This window comes from Georgenia phoenicis, from assembly GCF_047302425.1.
Taxonomy (GTDB): domain Bacteria; phylum Actinomycetota; class Actinomycetes; order Actinomycetales; family Actinomycetaceae; genus Oceanitalea.
The window spans coordinates 1,758,890-1,772,502 of record NZ_CP154855.1 but is presented as its reverse complement, the minus strand read 5'-3'; the positions used below and the strand labels follow the sequence as shown (position 1 = coordinate 1,772,502).

16 protein-coding genes and 1 pseudogene are annotated in these 13,613 nt (G+C 71.3%); 11 read left to right on the top strand and 6 right to left on the bottom strand.

Annotated elements, in window-relative coordinates; translation table 11 throughout:
• The first annotated feature begins 34 nt into the window (after nucleotides 1-34).
• The gene (locus AA0005_RS08370) at nucleotides 35-1,042 is read left to right on the top strand and encodes a DUF4236 domain-containing protein (RefSeq protein ID WP_413452953.1); all 1,008 of its coding nucleotides are present in this window, start codon (nucleotides 35-37) and stop codon (nucleotides 1,040-1,042) included.
• A 74-nt stretch (nucleotides 1,043-1,116) separates the two neighbouring features.
• Nucleotides 1,117-2,010 (top strand): polyphosphate kinase 2, encoded by an 894-nt coding sequence (gene ppk2, locus AA0005_RS08365; protein ID WP_413452952.1) that lies wholly within the window; start codon nucleotides 1,117-1,119, stop codon nucleotides 2,008-2,010.
• A 9-nt stretch (nucleotides 2,011-2,019) separates the two neighbouring features.
• Here the strand turns inward: ppk2 and AA0005_RS08360 are convergent, their stop codons facing one another.
• A complete protein-coding gene (locus AA0005_RS08360) occupies nucleotides 2,020-2,394 on the bottom strand; it encodes a PH domain-containing protein (protein WP_413452951.1) in 375 nt (124 codons plus the stop codon).
• 44 nt (nucleotides 2,395-2,438) lie between these two features.
• Here AA0005_RS08360 and AA0005_RS08355 point away from each other — a divergent pair, with 44 nt between their 5' ends.
• From AA0005_RS08355 to AA0005_RS08335, 5 genes are all read left to right on the top strand, one after another.
• Nucleotides 2,439-2,957: a DUF421 domain-containing protein gene (locus tag AA0005_RS08355; protein WP_413452950.1), complete on the top strand. Its 519-nt coding sequence runs from the start codon at nucleotides 2,439-2,441 to the stop codon at nucleotides 2,955-2,957.
• 106 nt (nucleotides 2,958-3,063) lie between these two features.
• Nucleotides 3,064-3,621: a dihydrofolate reductase family protein gene (locus AA0005_RS08350; protein ID WP_413452949.1), complete on the top strand. Its 558-nt coding sequence runs from the start codon at nucleotides 3,064-3,066 to the stop codon at nucleotides 3,619-3,621.
• Between the two features lie 90 nt (nucleotides 3,622-3,711).
• Nucleotides 3,712-4,452, top strand: a complete 741-nt coding sequence (locus AA0005_RS08345) for an Atu4866 domain-containing protein (protein WP_413452948.1) — start codon at nucleotides 3,712-3,714, stop codon at nucleotides 4,450-4,452.
• The gene (locus AA0005_RS08340; protein ID WP_413452947.1) at nucleotides 4,449-5,840 is read left to right on the top strand and encodes an amidohydrolase family protein; all 1,392 of its coding nucleotides are present in this window, start codon (nucleotides 4,449-4,451) and stop codon (nucleotides 5,838-5,840) included. Before AA0005_RS08345 ends, AA0005_RS08340 begins: the two co-directional genes overlap by 4 nt.
• Before the next feature lie 187 nt (nucleotides 5,841-6,027).
• Nucleotides 6,028-8,529: an AAA family ATPase gene (locus tag AA0005_RS08335; protein ID WP_413452946.1), complete on the top strand. Its 2,502-nt coding sequence runs from the start codon at nucleotides 6,028-6,030 to the stop codon at nucleotides 8,527-8,529.
• Between the two features lie 51 nt (nucleotides 8,530-8,580).
• On the opposite strand, the gene AA0005_RS08330 is transcribed toward AA0005_RS08335, so the two are convergent.
• From AA0005_RS08330 to AA0005_RS08320, 3 genes are all read right to left on the bottom strand, one after another.
• Nucleotides 8,581-8,988: a type II toxin-antitoxin system VapC family toxin gene (locus tag AA0005_RS08330; RefSeq protein ID WP_413452945.1), complete on the bottom strand. Its 408-nt coding sequence runs from the start codon at nucleotides 8,986-8,988 to the stop codon at nucleotides 8,581-8,583.
• Nucleotides 8,973-9,230, bottom strand: coding sequence for a type II toxin-antitoxin system Phd/YefM family antitoxin (locus AA0005_RS08325; protein ID WP_413452944.1), 258 nt, complete (start codon nucleotides 9,228-9,230; stop codon nucleotides 8,973-8,975). Before AA0005_RS08325 ends, AA0005_RS08330 begins: the two co-directional genes overlap by 16 nt.
• Nucleotides 9,231-9,308: 78 nt before the next feature.
• Entirely contained in the window at nucleotides 9,309-10,160 is an 852-nt protein-coding gene (locus tag AA0005_RS08320; protein ID WP_413452943.1) for a hydrolase, read from the bottom strand.
• A 116-nt stretch (nucleotides 10,161-10,276) separates the two neighbouring features.
• On the opposite strand from AA0005_RS08320, the gene AA0005_RS08315 reads away from it, so the two are divergent.
• On the top strand, nucleotides 10,277-10,912 hold the full coding sequence (locus AA0005_RS08315) for a DUF4203 domain-containing protein (RefSeq protein WP_413452942.1): 636 nt from the start codon (nucleotides 10,277-10,279) through the stop codon (nucleotides 10,910-10,912).
• A 4-nt stretch (nucleotides 10,913-10,916) separates the two neighbouring features.
• Here the strand turns inward: AA0005_RS08315 and AA0005_RS08310 are convergent.
• Nucleotides 10,917-10,967: pseudogene (locus tag AA0005_RS08310) on the bottom strand (hypothetical protein); the annotation flags it as partial.
• On the opposite strand from AA0005_RS08310, the gene AA0005_RS08305 reads away from it, so the two are divergent.
• Entirely contained in the window at nucleotides 10,960-11,577 is a 618-nt protein-coding gene (locus AA0005_RS08305) for a hypothetical protein (protein WP_413453074.1), read from the top strand. The pseudogene AA0005_RS08310 and the gene AA0005_RS08305 overlap by 8 nt on opposite strands.
• Here AA0005_RS08305 and AA0005_RS08300 read toward each other — a convergent pair.
• Entirely contained in the window at nucleotides 11,574-12,317 is a 744-nt protein-coding gene (locus tag AA0005_RS08300) for an SDR family oxidoreductase (RefSeq protein ID WP_413452941.1), read from the bottom strand. The two genes, AA0005_RS08305 and AA0005_RS08300, sit on opposite strands and share 4 nt — an antisense overlap.
• Nucleotides 12,318-12,392: 75 nt before the next feature.
• On the opposite strand from AA0005_RS08300, the gene AA0005_RS08295 reads away from it, so the two are divergent.
• Nucleotides 12,393-13,196 carry an isocitrate lyase/PEP mutase family protein gene (locus tag AA0005_RS08295; RefSeq protein ID WP_413452940.1) on the top strand — a complete coding sequence of 268 codons (804 nt, stop codon included), beginning with the start codon at nucleotides 12,393-12,395 and terminating at the stop codon, nucleotides 13,194-13,196.
• Between the two features lie 118 nt (nucleotides 13,197-13,314).
• The gene (locus AA0005_RS08290) at nucleotides 13,315-13,524 is read left to right on the top strand and encodes a hypothetical protein (protein WP_413452939.1); all 210 of its coding nucleotides are present in this window, start codon (nucleotides 13,315-13,317) and stop codon (nucleotides 13,522-13,524) included.
• The last annotated feature ends 89 nt before the right edge of the window (nucleotides 13,525-13,613 follow it).

Below are 13,613 nucleotides of genomic sequence, written 5' to 3'. Positions count from 1 at the left end.
AGCACGGCTACGCACACCAAGGAGGGTTCCCGGCGTGGGTTTTCGGGCGCGGAAGTCGATCAAGATCGCACTTGGCGTGCGGATGACCATCTCACCGAAGAGCGCAAGCTTGCGGGTCGGCCCACGTGGAGCGGGCGTATCGGTCAACACTCGCGGAAGAGTGACGAAGTCCGTGGGAATCCCAGGGTCGGGCGTCTCGTATCAATCCTCGTCCAAGCTCGGCTCTAAGCCAAGAGCCGCACGACGCGCTCCTGCGCCGCTCCCGCAAGTTGCGGCAGCGCCTACACCCAGCTTATTCGCCCCCAAGTGGGAGAAGGCCCTGCATCGCGCACTGATCAAGGATGCCGACATCACGGCCACAGCCGAGGTCGCCGACAAGTACCCCGAAGCTCGAGCCGTAGCAGCAATCTTTGAGGCTCTCAAGAGTGCGATACCCGCTGGCGACGTCGTACGGGCACGCGGACTCGTCGAATGGGTGTACGGCACGGGCTTCGACCCTACGACCGACCCCTTCTTCGAGAAGTACTTGCCGGGGCAGGTGCTGACGCTCGGCGTTGCGGAGGGGGTCGAAGCCCGCCTGCCAATGGACCGAGATTCCCTGGCTCTCCTGCTCGCTGAGCTCCTCCAGGCAAGCGGCGATCTCGCTGCAGCGGTCGAGGTGGTCGAAGGCATCGAAACGCCCACTACAATCGCAGCGGTGTCACTGGCCGAACTCTACGCCGAGCAGGAGCGATGGGAAGAGATCATCGCCCTGACCGACAGCATCACGAACCAAGACGACCCATCGACTTACCTGCTGATTCAACGCGCTATCGCTTTCCGGGAGCAAGGGTACTTCGAGTCCGCCCGTGAGTCGTTCAAGGAGTCGCTGAGGATTCGCACTCGGCCGGTGGAGCTCCGCAATCGTGCTTACCTTGAGAGGGGCATCACTTACCTGGCTGAAGGAAAGCGAGCCATGGCTAGGAAAGACCTCGAGCGGCTCCTTGCGGCCGACAGCTCGTACCCGGGTCTCCAGGAACAAATCGCCAAGCTGCGCGACTAGCCCTCACGTCTCACAGGCCCGCGAGACTGTCCCCAGCAGTGTCGCGCTGAGGGCCCCGGCGCCACACTCTCCTCATGGCCAGATCAACGAAGACAGCAGCCACCGACGACGTCAGCCCCGAGGCCGCCGGGTTCACCACGACGAAGATCCCGAACAAGGTCTACGAGGCCGAGCTCTACCGCCTGCAGGGCGAGCTCGGGAAGCTCCAGCGGTGGGTGAAGCAGACGGGCGCACGCGTCGTCGTCGTCTTCGAGGGCCGCGACGCCGCGGGGAAGGGCGGCACGATCAAGCGGATCACCGAGTACCTCTCCCCGCGCACCGCGCGCATCGCCGCGCTGCCCGCGCCGACGGAGCGGGAGCGCGGGCAGTGGTACTTCCAGCGCTACATCCAGCACCTGCCCGCGGCGGGCGAGATCGTCCTGTTCGACCGCTCCTGGTACAACCGTGCCGGCGTCGAGAAGGTCATGGGCTTCTGCACGCCCGAGGAGCACAAGCGCTTCCTGCGCCAGTGCCCGATCTTCGAGCAGATGCTCGTCGAGGACGGCATCCACCTGCGCAAGTACTGGTTCTCCGTCTCCGACGACGTCCAGCTCGAGCGCTTCCGCAAGCGCCTGCACGACCCGCTACGCCAGTGGAAGCTCTCCCCCATCGACCTCGAGTCGATCACCCGGTGGGAGAACTTCTCCCGCGCCAAGGACGAGATGATGGTCCACACCGACACGTCCGTGGCGCCCTGGCACCACGTGGCCTCGGACTCCAAGAAGCAGGCGCGGCTCAACATGATCCACCACCTGCTCTCCTCCCTCCCCTACGAGGACGTCCCGGACGGGGAGAAGGTCACCCTGCCCAAGCGCCCGCCCGGCACCGGCTACCAGCGGCCGCCGATCGAGGTGTCCTCCTACGTCCCGGACTGGGCCTCGACGCTGGTCGACGACCCTTCCCGGGCGAAGGGCAAGGACGACAGGTAGCGCGGCGCGTCAGAGCGCATGGTCCGCGATGAGCCGGTTGAGGCCCCGGATGTCCACGCCGCGCGCGAACTCCAGCTTGATCCGCCCCAACCCGCTGAACCACAGCTCCATCTCGGAGTCGAGGTCGAAGGTGCCCGCGGTCTCCACCGAGAACGCCTGGATGCGGCTGTACGGCAGGGAGGTGTAGTCGCGCTTCTTCCCGGTCATCCCTTGCACGTTGAGGGCGACGATCCGCTTGCTCGTGAACGTCACGGAGTCACGGATGCCCTTGAACGCCAGGTAGATGCTCTCGCCGTCAACGAGGATCTCGTCTAGAAGTCGATCATCGGGTGGGGCTCTCGGAGGGGTCGGAGTTGCGCCGATCGTAGGTCGGCCCACTGACATGCCCCGCAGTCGCCGCCCGGTCCGGTCCGTGCTGGGCTGGCACCATGTGGTTCGACACCTGGTCCGACATCGTCCGCATCCTCGCCGTCGGCGCCGCTGCGTACGTGGCACTGGTCCTCATCCTGCGCGTCACCGGGAAACGGACGCTGGCCAAGCTCAACGCCTTCGATCTCATCGTCTCCGTCGCGCTCGGCTCGATCCTGGCCACGGTCCTGCTCGACACGAACGTCACCTGGGCCGAGGGCCTCGCCGCCTTCAGTCTGCTCACCGTGCTGCAGCTGGCCATCACGTGGACCTCAACCCGCGTCCCCAGCTCTCGGTCGGTCATCACCGCGAAGCCGACGCTGCTGCTCCGCGACGGGCAGCCGCTGGAGAAGGCCCTCCGCGAGGAGCGCGTGACCATGGGCGAGCTGCGGCAGGCGGTGCGCGCCACGGGCAACGGCGACCTCGCCGACATCGGTGCCGTCGTCCTCGAGGGCGACGGCAGCCTCAGCGTCATCCCGGCGGGCAAGATGGGCACCGGCACCGCCCTCGACGGCGTCGAGACACCGCGGTCCGCCTGACGGCCAAGAGCCACCGCGCCAGCTCTGATCGTGCACAGCGGCGGAACCGATGAGTTCCGCCGTCGAGATCTGTCGGTACCGGCACCATCCCACCCGAGGAGGCCCCGTGGGCTCGCTGCTGTACGTCCCCATCTGCTCGCTCGACGGCTATATCGCCGACCCCACCACGGAGGGTGACGGTGGGGAGCCGTCACCCGAGCTCTTCGACTTCCTCAACGAGCTCCAGGAGCGGATCGGCACCGAGCTCTACGGGAGACGCACGTACGAGCTCATGCAGGTGTGGGACACAGATCCGATCCCGGCCGAGTGGGGTGAGCACGAGCGGGCCTTCGCGACGTGGTGGCAGCGGGTGGACAAGGTGGTCTACTCGACCACGCTGACCGACGTCCCCACGCGACGCACCCGGCTCGAGTCCCGCTTCGACGCCGAGGCCGTGCGCCGCCTCAAGGCCGACTCCCCCGCGGACCTCAGCGTCTTCGGTCCCACGCTCGCCGGTCACGCCTTCGCGGCCGGACTCGTCGACGAGCTGCACCTCGTCATCAGCCCCCGCACGCTCGGCGGCGGCCTGCGTGCCCTCCCGCCCATGGCGGTCCAGCTCGAGCTGCAAAAGGACCGGCGGTTCCCCGACGGCAGCGTCTACCTCCACTACGCCGTCCGCCCGTAGTCGCGATCCTCTGCTACGCAGCCAGGGTGCGCCACTCCCTGGGTGCAGCCCGGCCTTCCCCGCCCGATCGCGCCGCACGAGGGTGGAGGCATGGCAACCACATACCCCGCCTTCACCCCCGCCGGCCTCGACTCCGTCCGCGCCGGCGCCGACCGTCCCCTCCTCCTCACCAACGCGACCGTCCACACCCTCGACCCGCTCATCGGCACCATGACCGGAGCCGACGTCCTCATCGGCGGGAGCGTCGTCGTCGGCGTCGGTCCCGGCATCGTCACCGCCGCGGAGGACGACGGCGCCGTGGTCGTCGACGCGACCGGCACCACCATCCTCCCCGCGCGTCTCGACGTCGACGTCGCCCTCGGCGTCGCCGCCCGTGGCACGGGGGCCGGGACCCTCGCCCCCGGCGCCGACGCGAGCCTCGTCGTCGTCCCCGACGAGCACGCACGCGACCTCACGGCGGCGCTGCACACCGCCGTCGCCCGTCCCGAGCACCTCCTCGCGGTGCTGCGGGAGGGCCGCCCCACGTACTGGGCCGGCGAGCACCTCGCCGGCCGCCCCACGGTCGGCCTCACGCCCGAGCGCCTCGCCGTCGACCCGGCCCGCGTCGGCGTGTGGGTGGACACCGAGGACTTCCTCCACCAGGAGCTCACCGCCGACGGCCGCTACGACGAGACCCGCGGCGGGCGGCCGCACGCCTTCCAGGGCAGCTACTGGGTGGACGGCGACCGCATCGACTACCTCGACGACCTCGGCTTCTGGGCCTTCGGCCACTTCGCCGGCGACGCCCTGCACCACGCCGGCTACACCATGCAGCGGAAGGACAACCGATGAGCGACCGCACCCTCGACGCCCTCACCCGCTCCGCCTCCGACCCCGACCGGCTCGTCCTCCTGCGCGGCGGCACCGTCGTGACGATGGATCCGGCCCTGGGCATCATCGACGGCGGTGACGTCCTCATCCGCGGCACGCGGATCGTCGAGGTGGGCCGCGACCTGCCCGACGCCGGAGCCCTCGTCATCGACATGAGCGGCACCATCGTGGCACCCGGCATGGTCGACACCCACCGGCACGCCTGGCAGGCCCAGATGCGCCGCACCATCTCCGACGTCGACGACCTGGGCGGCTACCTGCAGCACACGCTCATGCGGGTCGCCCCCGTCTACACCCCCGAGGACGTCTACGTCGGCACGCGGCTGGCCGCGCTCACGGCTCTCGACGGCGGCATCACGACGATGCTCGACTTCTCGCACAACTCCCGGACGGCGGCGCACTCCGACGCGGCGATCACCGCGCTGATCGACTCCGGCATCCGCGGCGTGCACGCCTCCATGGCGCCGCACTTTGGTGACTGGGACGGCCAGTGGCCGGCGGACCTCGCTCGGCTCCGCTCGACCTACGTCCCCACCGACGACCAGCTCGTCACGCTCCGCCTGGCGGCCCTGGCCACCGGCGACATCGCCGAGCACCTCGCCTACGGCCCCGAGCTGGACCAGATCGCGCGCGACCTCGACATCGGCGTGAGCCTGGACGTCATGTTCGGCGAGGCCGCCTCCCGGGCGATCATCGCCTGGCAGCGGCAGGGCCTGCTCGGCCCGCACCTCGAGTCGATCCACTCCACCGCGCTGTCCGCCGGTGCCTGGGCGGCGATGCGCGACCACGGGGTGACGGTCTCCCTGGCCCCCACGTCCGACGCCCAGATCGGTCTCGAGGACGCTGTCCCGCCGGTGGACGAAGCGCTCGCGCACGGGATCCGGCCCGGGCTGTCGGTGGACGTGGAGGTGGCGCTGGCCTCCGACATGTTCACGCAGATGCGCGCCCTGCTGACGATCCAGCGCATGCGCGCGGTCAACGGTGTCTACGGCACCGACGCGGCGCCCTGCCGGATCACCACCCGCGACGTCCTCGACTTCGCCACCCTCTCGGGGGCGCGCACCCTGCGGCTGGACGACAGGACGGGGTCACTCACGCCCGGCAAGCAGGCGGACTTCATCACGGTGGACGCCGAGGCGCTCAACACCATGCCGCTGCACGACGCGATCGGGACCCTCGTGCTGGGCGCTGACCGCTCGAACATCTCCTCGGTGTGGGTGGCCGGCCAGGTCCGCAAGTGGGACGGCGAGCTCGTCGGCGTCGACATCGGCGAGCTCCGCACCCAGGTGCACGAGTCGGTCGCCGGGATCGCCGAGCGCCTCGCCGCCGCGGGGGCGCCGTCGTCGTGACACGAGCACGTACGTAGCCGCACGCACACGGCGCGGGACCCCACCAACCGGACAGGGTCCCGCGCCGTCGTCGCCGGCACCGATGACTCGCCCCGCGTCACGGCCACGGAGAAGATGGACGACGGCGCCGCACCGGCGTCGTCGTCCACGACCCCGCCCGCTCGACGGCGCGTCGAAGGAGCAGCCCGTGACCTCGCAGCCCGACCACATCTCCGTCCGCGGCGCCCGCGTCCACAACCTCAAGGACATCGACGTCGACATCCCGCTGCGTGAGCTCGTCGCCATCGCGGGGGTGTCGGGCTCGGGCAAGTCCTCCCTCGCCCTCGGCGTCCTCTACGCGGAGGGCTCGCGCCGCTACGTCGAGGCGCTCTCCACGTACACCCGCCGCCGCATGTCCCACGCCCCGCGCGCCGCCGTCGACTCCGTCGAGCACGTCCCCGCCGCCCTGGCCCTGCGTCAGCGCCCCGGCGTGCCCGGCGTCCGCTCCACCTTCGGCACCTCCACCGAGCTGCTCAACGTCATCCGCCTCATGTTCTCCCGCCTCGCCTCGCACGTGTGCCCCAACGGCCACCGCGTCCCGCCCACGATCGACGTCGCCGCCGAGGTCCCCTTCACCTGCCCCGAGTGCGGCGCGCAGGTCGAGGCACCCGGCGCCGAGCAGCTCGCCTTCAACTCCGAGGGCGCGTGCCCCACGTGCACCGGCACCGGCGTCGTCCGCGACGTCGACGACGCCGCCCTCGTTCCCGATGAGTCCAGGACGATCGACGAGGGCGCCGTCCTTCCCTGGCAGATGTTCAACTTCAAGGTCCAGCCCGCGATCGTGCGCGAGTTCGGCGTCCGCACCGACGTCCCCTTCCGCGACCTCGAGGACTGGGAGCGCGAGATCGTCCTCAACGGGCCGGAGGAGAAGAAGCACATCACCTTCGCGACGAAGAAGAACGTCCACGACCTCAACTTCACCTTCCGCAACGCGCGGCTCACCGTCACCGAGGAGCTCAAGCGCGCCACCGACGAGAAGCGCCTCAAGCGCGTGGCCCGCTTCCTCACCGAGGGCACCTGCCGCACCTGCGGCGGCACCCGCCTCAGCGAGCGCGCCCGCCTCCCCCGCATCGGCGACCTCGGCCTGGCCGACGTCACCGCCATGACCCTCGACGACGTCGTCACCTGGGCCCCGTCCGTCACCGCCACCCTCCCCGCGACCATGCACGAGATGGCCGACGGCCTGATCGACACCCTCCAGCGCATGGCCCGCCGCCTCGTCGAGCTCGGCCTGGGCTACCTCACCCTCGACCGCGCCGGTTCCACCCTGTCCACCGGCGAGCGTCAGCGCGTCCAGCTCGCCCGCGCCGTCCGCAACCGCACCACCGGCGTCCTCTACGTCCTCGACGAGCCCTCGATCGGCCTGCACCCCTCGAACGTCGACGGCCTGCTCGGCGTCATGCGCGACCTCCTCGCCGACGGCAACTCCGTCGTCTTCGTCGACCACGACGTCCAGATCCTGCGCGAGGCGTCCTGGCTCGTGGAGATCGGCCCGGGCTCGGGCACCGGCGGCGGCCGTGTCATCGCCCAGGGCACCGCCGCGGACCTCGCGGCCAGCCCCGACTCCCTGCTCAGCGGCTTCCTCACCGGCGAGGAGCCCGTCGTCGTCCGCGAGCGCGCCGACGAGTCCGCGATGTTCGACGCCGGCCGCCTCCGCCTCGCCACCGACGCAATCCACACCGTCCACCCCCTCGAGGTCGACATCCCCCGCGGCCGGCTCGTCGCCGTCACGGGCGTCTCCGGTTCCGGCAAGACCACCCTGGTCCTCGAGTCGCTCGTCCCCGCGCTCACCTCCCTCATGGACGACGACGGCGCAGCCCGCCTCCCCAAGCACGTCCGGTCCGTGGAGGCGGAGGGGATCACGCGCGTCCACACCGTCGACGCGACGCCGATCGGCATCAACGTCCGCTCGACCGTGGCCACCTACTCCGGCGTCTACGACGACCTGCGCAAGGCCTACGCCGCCACCGACGAGGCGAAGCGCCGCGGGCTCAGCGCCTCGGACTTCTCCTACAACACCGGCTCGCTCGCCTGCCCGCGCTGCGACGGCACCGGCCAGGTGACCCTCGATGTCCAGTTCCTGCCCGACGTCGATGTCCCCTGCCCCGACTGCGGCGGCTCGCGCTACGCCCCCGTGGCGGAGGAGATCCTGCGCGACGGCCTGTCCCTGCCCGAGCTCCTCGGCTTCACGGTGGACGAGGCGATCGACGCCGTCGGCGACATCGCCAAGGTGCGCCGCCGCCTGCAGGCCCTGGCGGACCTGGGCCTGGGCTACCTCACGCTCGGTGAGGACACCCCGGCGCTGTCGGGTGGCGAGGCGCAGCGGCTCAAGCTCGCCACCCAGCTGCACCGCGACCAGTCCGACGCCGTCTTCGTCCTCGACGAGCCGAGCGTCGGCCTCCACCCCCTCGACGTGCGCACGCTGCTCCACGTCCTCCAGCGCCTCGCCGACCGCGGCGCGACCGTCATCGTCATCGAGCACGACCTCGACCTCGTCGCCAACGCCGACTACGTCATCGACATGGGCCCCGGCGGCGGCGAGGCCGGTGGCCGCATCGTCGCTGTTGGGACGCCAGATCAGATCGCCGAGGACGCCCACAGCGTCACCGGGCAGTTCCTCTCCGCGCACCTGCTCATGGCGAGGCGCTGAGGGCGCGCCGCGTCGACCCTCGCCCAGGACGCGACCGAGGACGCTCGGCCGTCACCGTCCCGCCGGCTCTTCGGCGACGACGCCGGGTAGGTCACCGAACCTGGCCACGGCGTCACGGCTGAGCAGGACACGTCCGGTCTGGGCGGCGTGAGCCGCGATGACCAGGTCGTGAGCTCCGCGGACTCTGCCCGACCGTCGCGTGTGGGCGATCAACCGTGCGTGGTGGGCGGCCGTCGCCTCGGTGTAGTCGAGCACCTCGATCGCCTCGGTGATGAGTGCCAGGGCACGGGACCGTGCCGCGGCCCGCTCGACCGAGTTCGCGAGCTCGATGCCGGTGCGGTACTCCGCCACCGTGATGGCAGCGATCGCCAACTCATCGTCGTCCAGGGCTGCCTGATCCAGCTGCCCCCGCTCGTAGTCGATGAGGACGTTGGTGTCGAGGATCAGGCGTCTCGCCACGGGTCGGCCACCTCCTGGGCCAAGCCGCCCACTGCCCCGGCGATATCGGCAGCGAACCGGTCGTCGGGAGCGTCGGCCTGAGCGAGCGCCTCGCGCAGGTCGCGGCCCGTGCGACGACGGGCCGGGCGGATCTCGGCCACCGGCCGGTTGCCGCGGGTCACCGTCACCGCTTCCCCCGCCTCGATCGCATCGAGCAGCTCGGAGAACCGGCGCGACGCCTCGGTGGCCGTGACGGTGCGCATAGCAGCATGCTATCTGATTATCAGATTCTCGGACGATCCCTCCAGGATCGTCCCAGGCCTCCACTGGCAGGGCGTCAGCTACGCCTCGGCCGGGTCGTTCGCCGGAGGCACTGTCCCGGTCTCACCATCGCGGTCCCCCCGCACCCACGCGATGTGCCGCTGCGCGGACCACTCGACGGCCTCGCGGGCGCCCGTCTCGATCGAGTTGGCGAAGTTGCCGACGATCCGGTCGAACTCGAGTGACGCCAGCCGGTCGGCGATGCGGCGCACCGCCGCCCCGGACAGCGGCAGCCGGTTGGGGTAGCTCCGGAGGAACCCGACCGACCTGCGGTCCGGGTTGGGGTACACCGTGTCACCGCTGAGGACGATGCCGCGGCCGCCCGCGCCGTCGGCCCAGTGGGCGACCGCGCTGCCGGGGAAGTGGCCGCCCACGCGGTGAAGCCTGAGGCCGGGTCCGACCTCCCGGAACTCCTCGTAGAGCTCGATCCGGTCCGAGCGGCGTCCGATCCACTGCTCGTCGGCCGCACAGACGAGGACCGGCGCGTCGAGCGCCTCGCCCCAGGCCAGCTGGACGCCGAACATGTGCGGGTGGCTGGCCGCGACCGCGAGCACCGGCCCGCGGGCGAGGATGCGCTCGACCGTCACGTCGTCGAGGTAGCCGGTCGGGTCCCAGAGCAGGGAGCCCGCGGGAGTCGTCACCAGCTGTGCGGTCTGGCCGATCCCCAGGGACGGCTCGGCGCCGATCTCCACCCGGTTCGGCTCGACCTCCGACCAGGTGAGGCGCTGCCCGTCGGCGCGCAGGGCGGGCAGGCTCGTCCACTGCTGCCCGTCGTCGGGCACCGACCACTCGCGCTCGTCGGCGCAGATCGGGCACACCTCGGGTGGCGGCGTCGTGTACTCGACGGCGCACGTGGCGCAGATGGCGAACATCGTTCCTCCTCCGGGCCGGTCATCCACCACGACACCAGAACGGGCACCGTCCGCAAGGCGAGCAGCGCAGCCGTCGCGCAAGATGATCGCCATAACCCTGCGCGAGAGGAGGCACCATGAGCGACGTCGTCGTCGGAGTTCTCGCTGTGCTGCTGGGTCTCCTGCTGTGCTTCCGCGGGAGCGGCGCGCTGCGGGTCCTGCTCGCGGTCTGGGGCGCCTTCATCGGCTTCGGGATCGGCGCCGTCGCGGTGGTGCAGCTGACGGGTCAGGAGTACCTGGGCACCGTCACCGGCTGGGTCGCGGCGGTCGCCGGGGCGGTGGTGTTCGGGGCGCTCGCCTACGTGTTCTACGCCGTCGCCGTCATCCTCGGCTTCGGCGCGATGGGCTTCGTCCTGGGGCAGACGGTTGCGTCCGCCGTCGGCGCCGAGGAGCCGTGGGTACTCATCATGGTCGGCCTCGTCGGCGGTGTCGTGCTCGCACTTCTCGCGATCGCCACCAACCTGCCCGAGCTCGTGCTCATCGTCGTCAGCGCCTTCGCCGGCGCGAGCATCACCATCGCCGGACTCGTGCTTTTGCTGGGCATGCTCGACGTCGAGTCGCTCGTCGGCGCCGACGTCTCCCTGGCCGGCCGCCCGGCCTGGTACGTCGCGGACCTGGTGCTCGCCGTCGTCGGGATCCTCGTCCAGCTACGCCACTCCCGACGGCGGAACCTGGCCACCGTGCGGCAGTCCTGGGCGGCGTCGGGCCGGTGACCTGCGAGCCGCTCGCCGACGGCCTGCTCCAGGAGCCGGTCGCCGCGGTGAGCAGCCTCGCGTTCGTCGTCGCCGGGACGGTGATCGCGGCGCAGTACCGTCGCGCACAGCGTCGTGCCACGGCCGACGGCGCAGTCCGCACCCGTGCCGGACGCTCGGCACTCGGCTACCCAGCACTCGTCGCGGGTATCGGCATCGGCTCCTTCGTCCAGCACGGCCCGGACCCGGCGTACTCCGACCTCGTCCACGACCTCCCGCTCCTCGCCACGCTGGCCTTCGTGGCCGCGGACTCCGTCGCCGCGCTCACCCTGCGCCCCCGGGACTGGTGGTGGTGGGCGGTGCCGACCGTGGCGCTCGTCCCGCTCATCCTCGCGGCTCCGCGCGCAGGCGACCTGGCCCAGGTGGCGGTCGCGGCAGTAGCCGTCGGGTCGACCTTGCTTCGTGCCCGGAACCAGCCGTCGACACGTCGGCAGATCGGCTGGGCGGTGTCGCTGCTCGCCGTCGGGAGCCTCGTCGGGACACTCTCGCGGGCCGGCGGACGGCTCTGCGGGCCGGACAGCCTGTGGCAGGGCCATGCCGTGTGGCACGTGCTCGCCGCGACGGCCCTGGTGATCCTCGCGCCGGTCGTCCAGGCCCGCTCGCCTGAGCGGAGCCGCAATCCCTAGCGGGCGTCGTCGTCCAACCATTCCCGGAAGGTGATCCGCCCGCGGGGCCCGTCCTGCGTCGGCAGCAGCGACCCGTCGGTCATCGCCCGCCCCGCTCCCCCGGGCACCCGCACCGGAAGCACCGGACGCCGCAGACCGCGCGCCGCTGTCACCTTTCGGGCGAGGTCGACGATCTCGTGCACCTCCGGCCCCGCGAGGTCGGCGGCCCTCCCCTGCGGCTCCCCGACGGCGATCTCGACGAGGTGCGCCGCCACCTCCGACGCCGCCACCGGCTGGATCCGCATCCGCGGGACGACAGCCACCGGCCCGGGCACCCGGGCGAGCGTCTGGTCGACGAACTCGTGGAACTGGGTCGCGCGCAGCACCGTCGCGGGCAGCGGCCCGGCCAGCACCGTCTGCTCCTGCCGCAGCTTGGCGCGGTAGTACCCGAGCGGCGACCGGTCGACACCGACGATCGACAGGAGCACGTGATGGCCCACCCCGGCGCGCCTGCCGGCGGCGAGGAGGTTCCCGCTCGCGCGGATGAAGAACCGCTCGGCAGGGCGCCGGGCCAGCGTGGTCACGTTGCTGACGTCGACGACGGCGGAGACGCCCTCCAGCGCGCCGTCCAGTCCCGCGCCGGTCGTCAGGTCCACGCCGCGCGAGCGGGCGAGCACCACGGGCTCGTGGCCCGCAGCGGACACGGAGTCCACGACGTGCCTGCCGACGACGCCGGTCCCACCGGCCACAGCGATCCTCATGACCAGATCGAAGCACACGGCCCGGTAGTCGGGCGCAGCCTTCCCGTCCCCACGCTCCCACGCTAGCGTGGCCGGATGACCTCGCAGACCTCGCCCCAGCCCACGACCTCACCGGCCGACCGCGCACGGGCGCTGTCCGCCCTGCACGCAGCCCCCGAGATCCTCCGCGTGGTCAACGTCTGGGACGTCGTCTCCGCGAAGGCGATCCTCGCCCTGCCCGAGACCAAGGCGATCGCCACCGCCGGCCACTCGATCGCCGCCACCTTCGGCTACCCGGACGGCACCATCCCCTTCGACCTCACCCTCGACATGGTCGGAAGGATCGTCGAGGCCGCCGGCGACGTCCCGGTCACCGCCGACCTCGACGACGGCTACGAGGACACCGGCGAGACCACCCGTCGCGCCATCGGCGTCGGCATCGTCGGCGCCAACATGGAGGACCGCCTGCGTCCGGTCGCCGAGTCCGCGGCCCGCGTCGCGGCCGTCGTGGCCGCCGGCGAGGCCGAGGGCGTGCCGTTCTCCCTCAACGCCCGCACCGACGCCATCGTGCGCGGCGGCGATCGCCCGATGGAGGAGTCCGTCGCCGACGCCATCGAGCGCGGCCGCGCCTACCTCGACGCCGGCGCCGACATCGTCTTCGTCCCCGGCGTCCTCGACGCCGACGTCACCCGCCGGCTCGTCGAGGGCATCGGCGAGCGCAAGGTCAGCGTCATCGGCCTGCCCGGCGCCCTCGCCGCCGCCGAGTACGAGGCCCTCGGCGTCGCCCGCATCTCCTACGGCCCCACCACCCAGCGCGTCGCCCTGACCGCCCTGCAGGACGTCGCCAAGAGCCTCTACGCCGACGGCGTAATCCCCGAGTCGACGCGGGCTCTCAACTGACGCCTCGTCGCGCGACCCCCAACGAGTCCGAGCCCGCCGTCCCCATGCTGCTGACCATGCCGCCGTTCCTCCAGCAACCCTGCCCACCGGGCGGGTGTTGCACCGGAAGGAACATGACATGGACGCGAACGACCACGCCTGGCCGCTGAGACGGAAGCTGCCCGAGGGCTTCCAGTTCATGACCAAGACCGAGGTCCTGGAGTTTCTCGCCAACTTCGACGAGGACACCCCGATCTGGATCGACAACTACTGGCAGCCCGTCCGGCAGATCGCCCAGCGCCCGCTCGAGGTGATCACGAACCAGCCTGACGGCGTGCACTTCGGCTGACCTGAGCGACTCATGGCTGGACGGACTGGCTGGAGATGGCCAGTGAGTGGACCACCTCGACGGACGGGAGGCATCGCTGCGCCTGGGCG

What these genes read in the sequence shown, in the direction of transcription:
- AA0005_RS08315 (WP_413452942.1), top strand. Translation starts at nt 10,277, where the DNA reads ATGAGCGACGTCGTCGTCGGAGTTCTCGCTGTGCTGCTGGGTCTCCTG.
- AA0005_RS08320 (WP_413452943.1), bottom strand. Translation starts at nt 10,160, where the DNA reads ATGTTCGCCATCTGCGCCACGTGCGCCGTCGAGTACACGACGCCGCCA.
- AA0005_RS08360 (WP_413452951.1), bottom strand. Translation starts at nt 2,394, where the DNA reads ATGTCAGTGGGCCGACCTACGATCGGCGCAACTCCGACCCCTCCGAGA.
- AA0005_RS08295 (WP_413452940.1), top strand. Translation starts at nt 12,393, where the DNA reads ATGACCTCGCAGACCTCGCCCCAGCCCACGACCTCACCGGCCGACCGC.
- AA0005_RS08355 (WP_413452950.1), top strand. Translation starts at nt 2,439, where the DNA reads ATGTGGTTCGACACCTGGTCCGACATCGTCCGCATCCTCGCCGTCGGC.
- ppk2 (WP_413452952.1), top strand. Translation starts at nt 1,117, where the DNA reads ATGGCCAGATCAACGAAGACAGCAGCCACCGACGACGTCAGCCCCGAG.
- AA0005_RS08340 (WP_413452947.1), top strand. Translation starts at nt 4,449, where the DNA reads ATGAGCGACCGCACCCTCGACGCCCTCACCCGCTCCGCCTCCGACCCC.
- AA0005_RS08345 (WP_413452948.1), top strand. Translation starts at nt 3,712, where the DNA reads ATGGCAACCACATACCCCGCCTTCACCCCCGCCGGCCTCGACTCCGTC.
- AA0005_RS08325 (WP_413452944.1), bottom strand. Translation starts at nt 9,230, where the DNA reads ATGCGCACCGTCACGGCCACCGAGGCGTCGCGCCGGTTCTCCGAGCTG.
- AA0005_RS08290 (WP_413452939.1), top strand. Translation starts at nt 13,315, where the DNA reads ATGGACGCGAACGACCACGCCTGGCCGCTGAGACGGAAGCTGCCCGAG.
- AA0005_RS08300 (WP_413452941.1), bottom strand. Translation starts at nt 12,317, where the DNA reads ATGAGGATCGCTGTGGCCGGTGGGACCGGCGTCGTCGGCAGGCACGTC.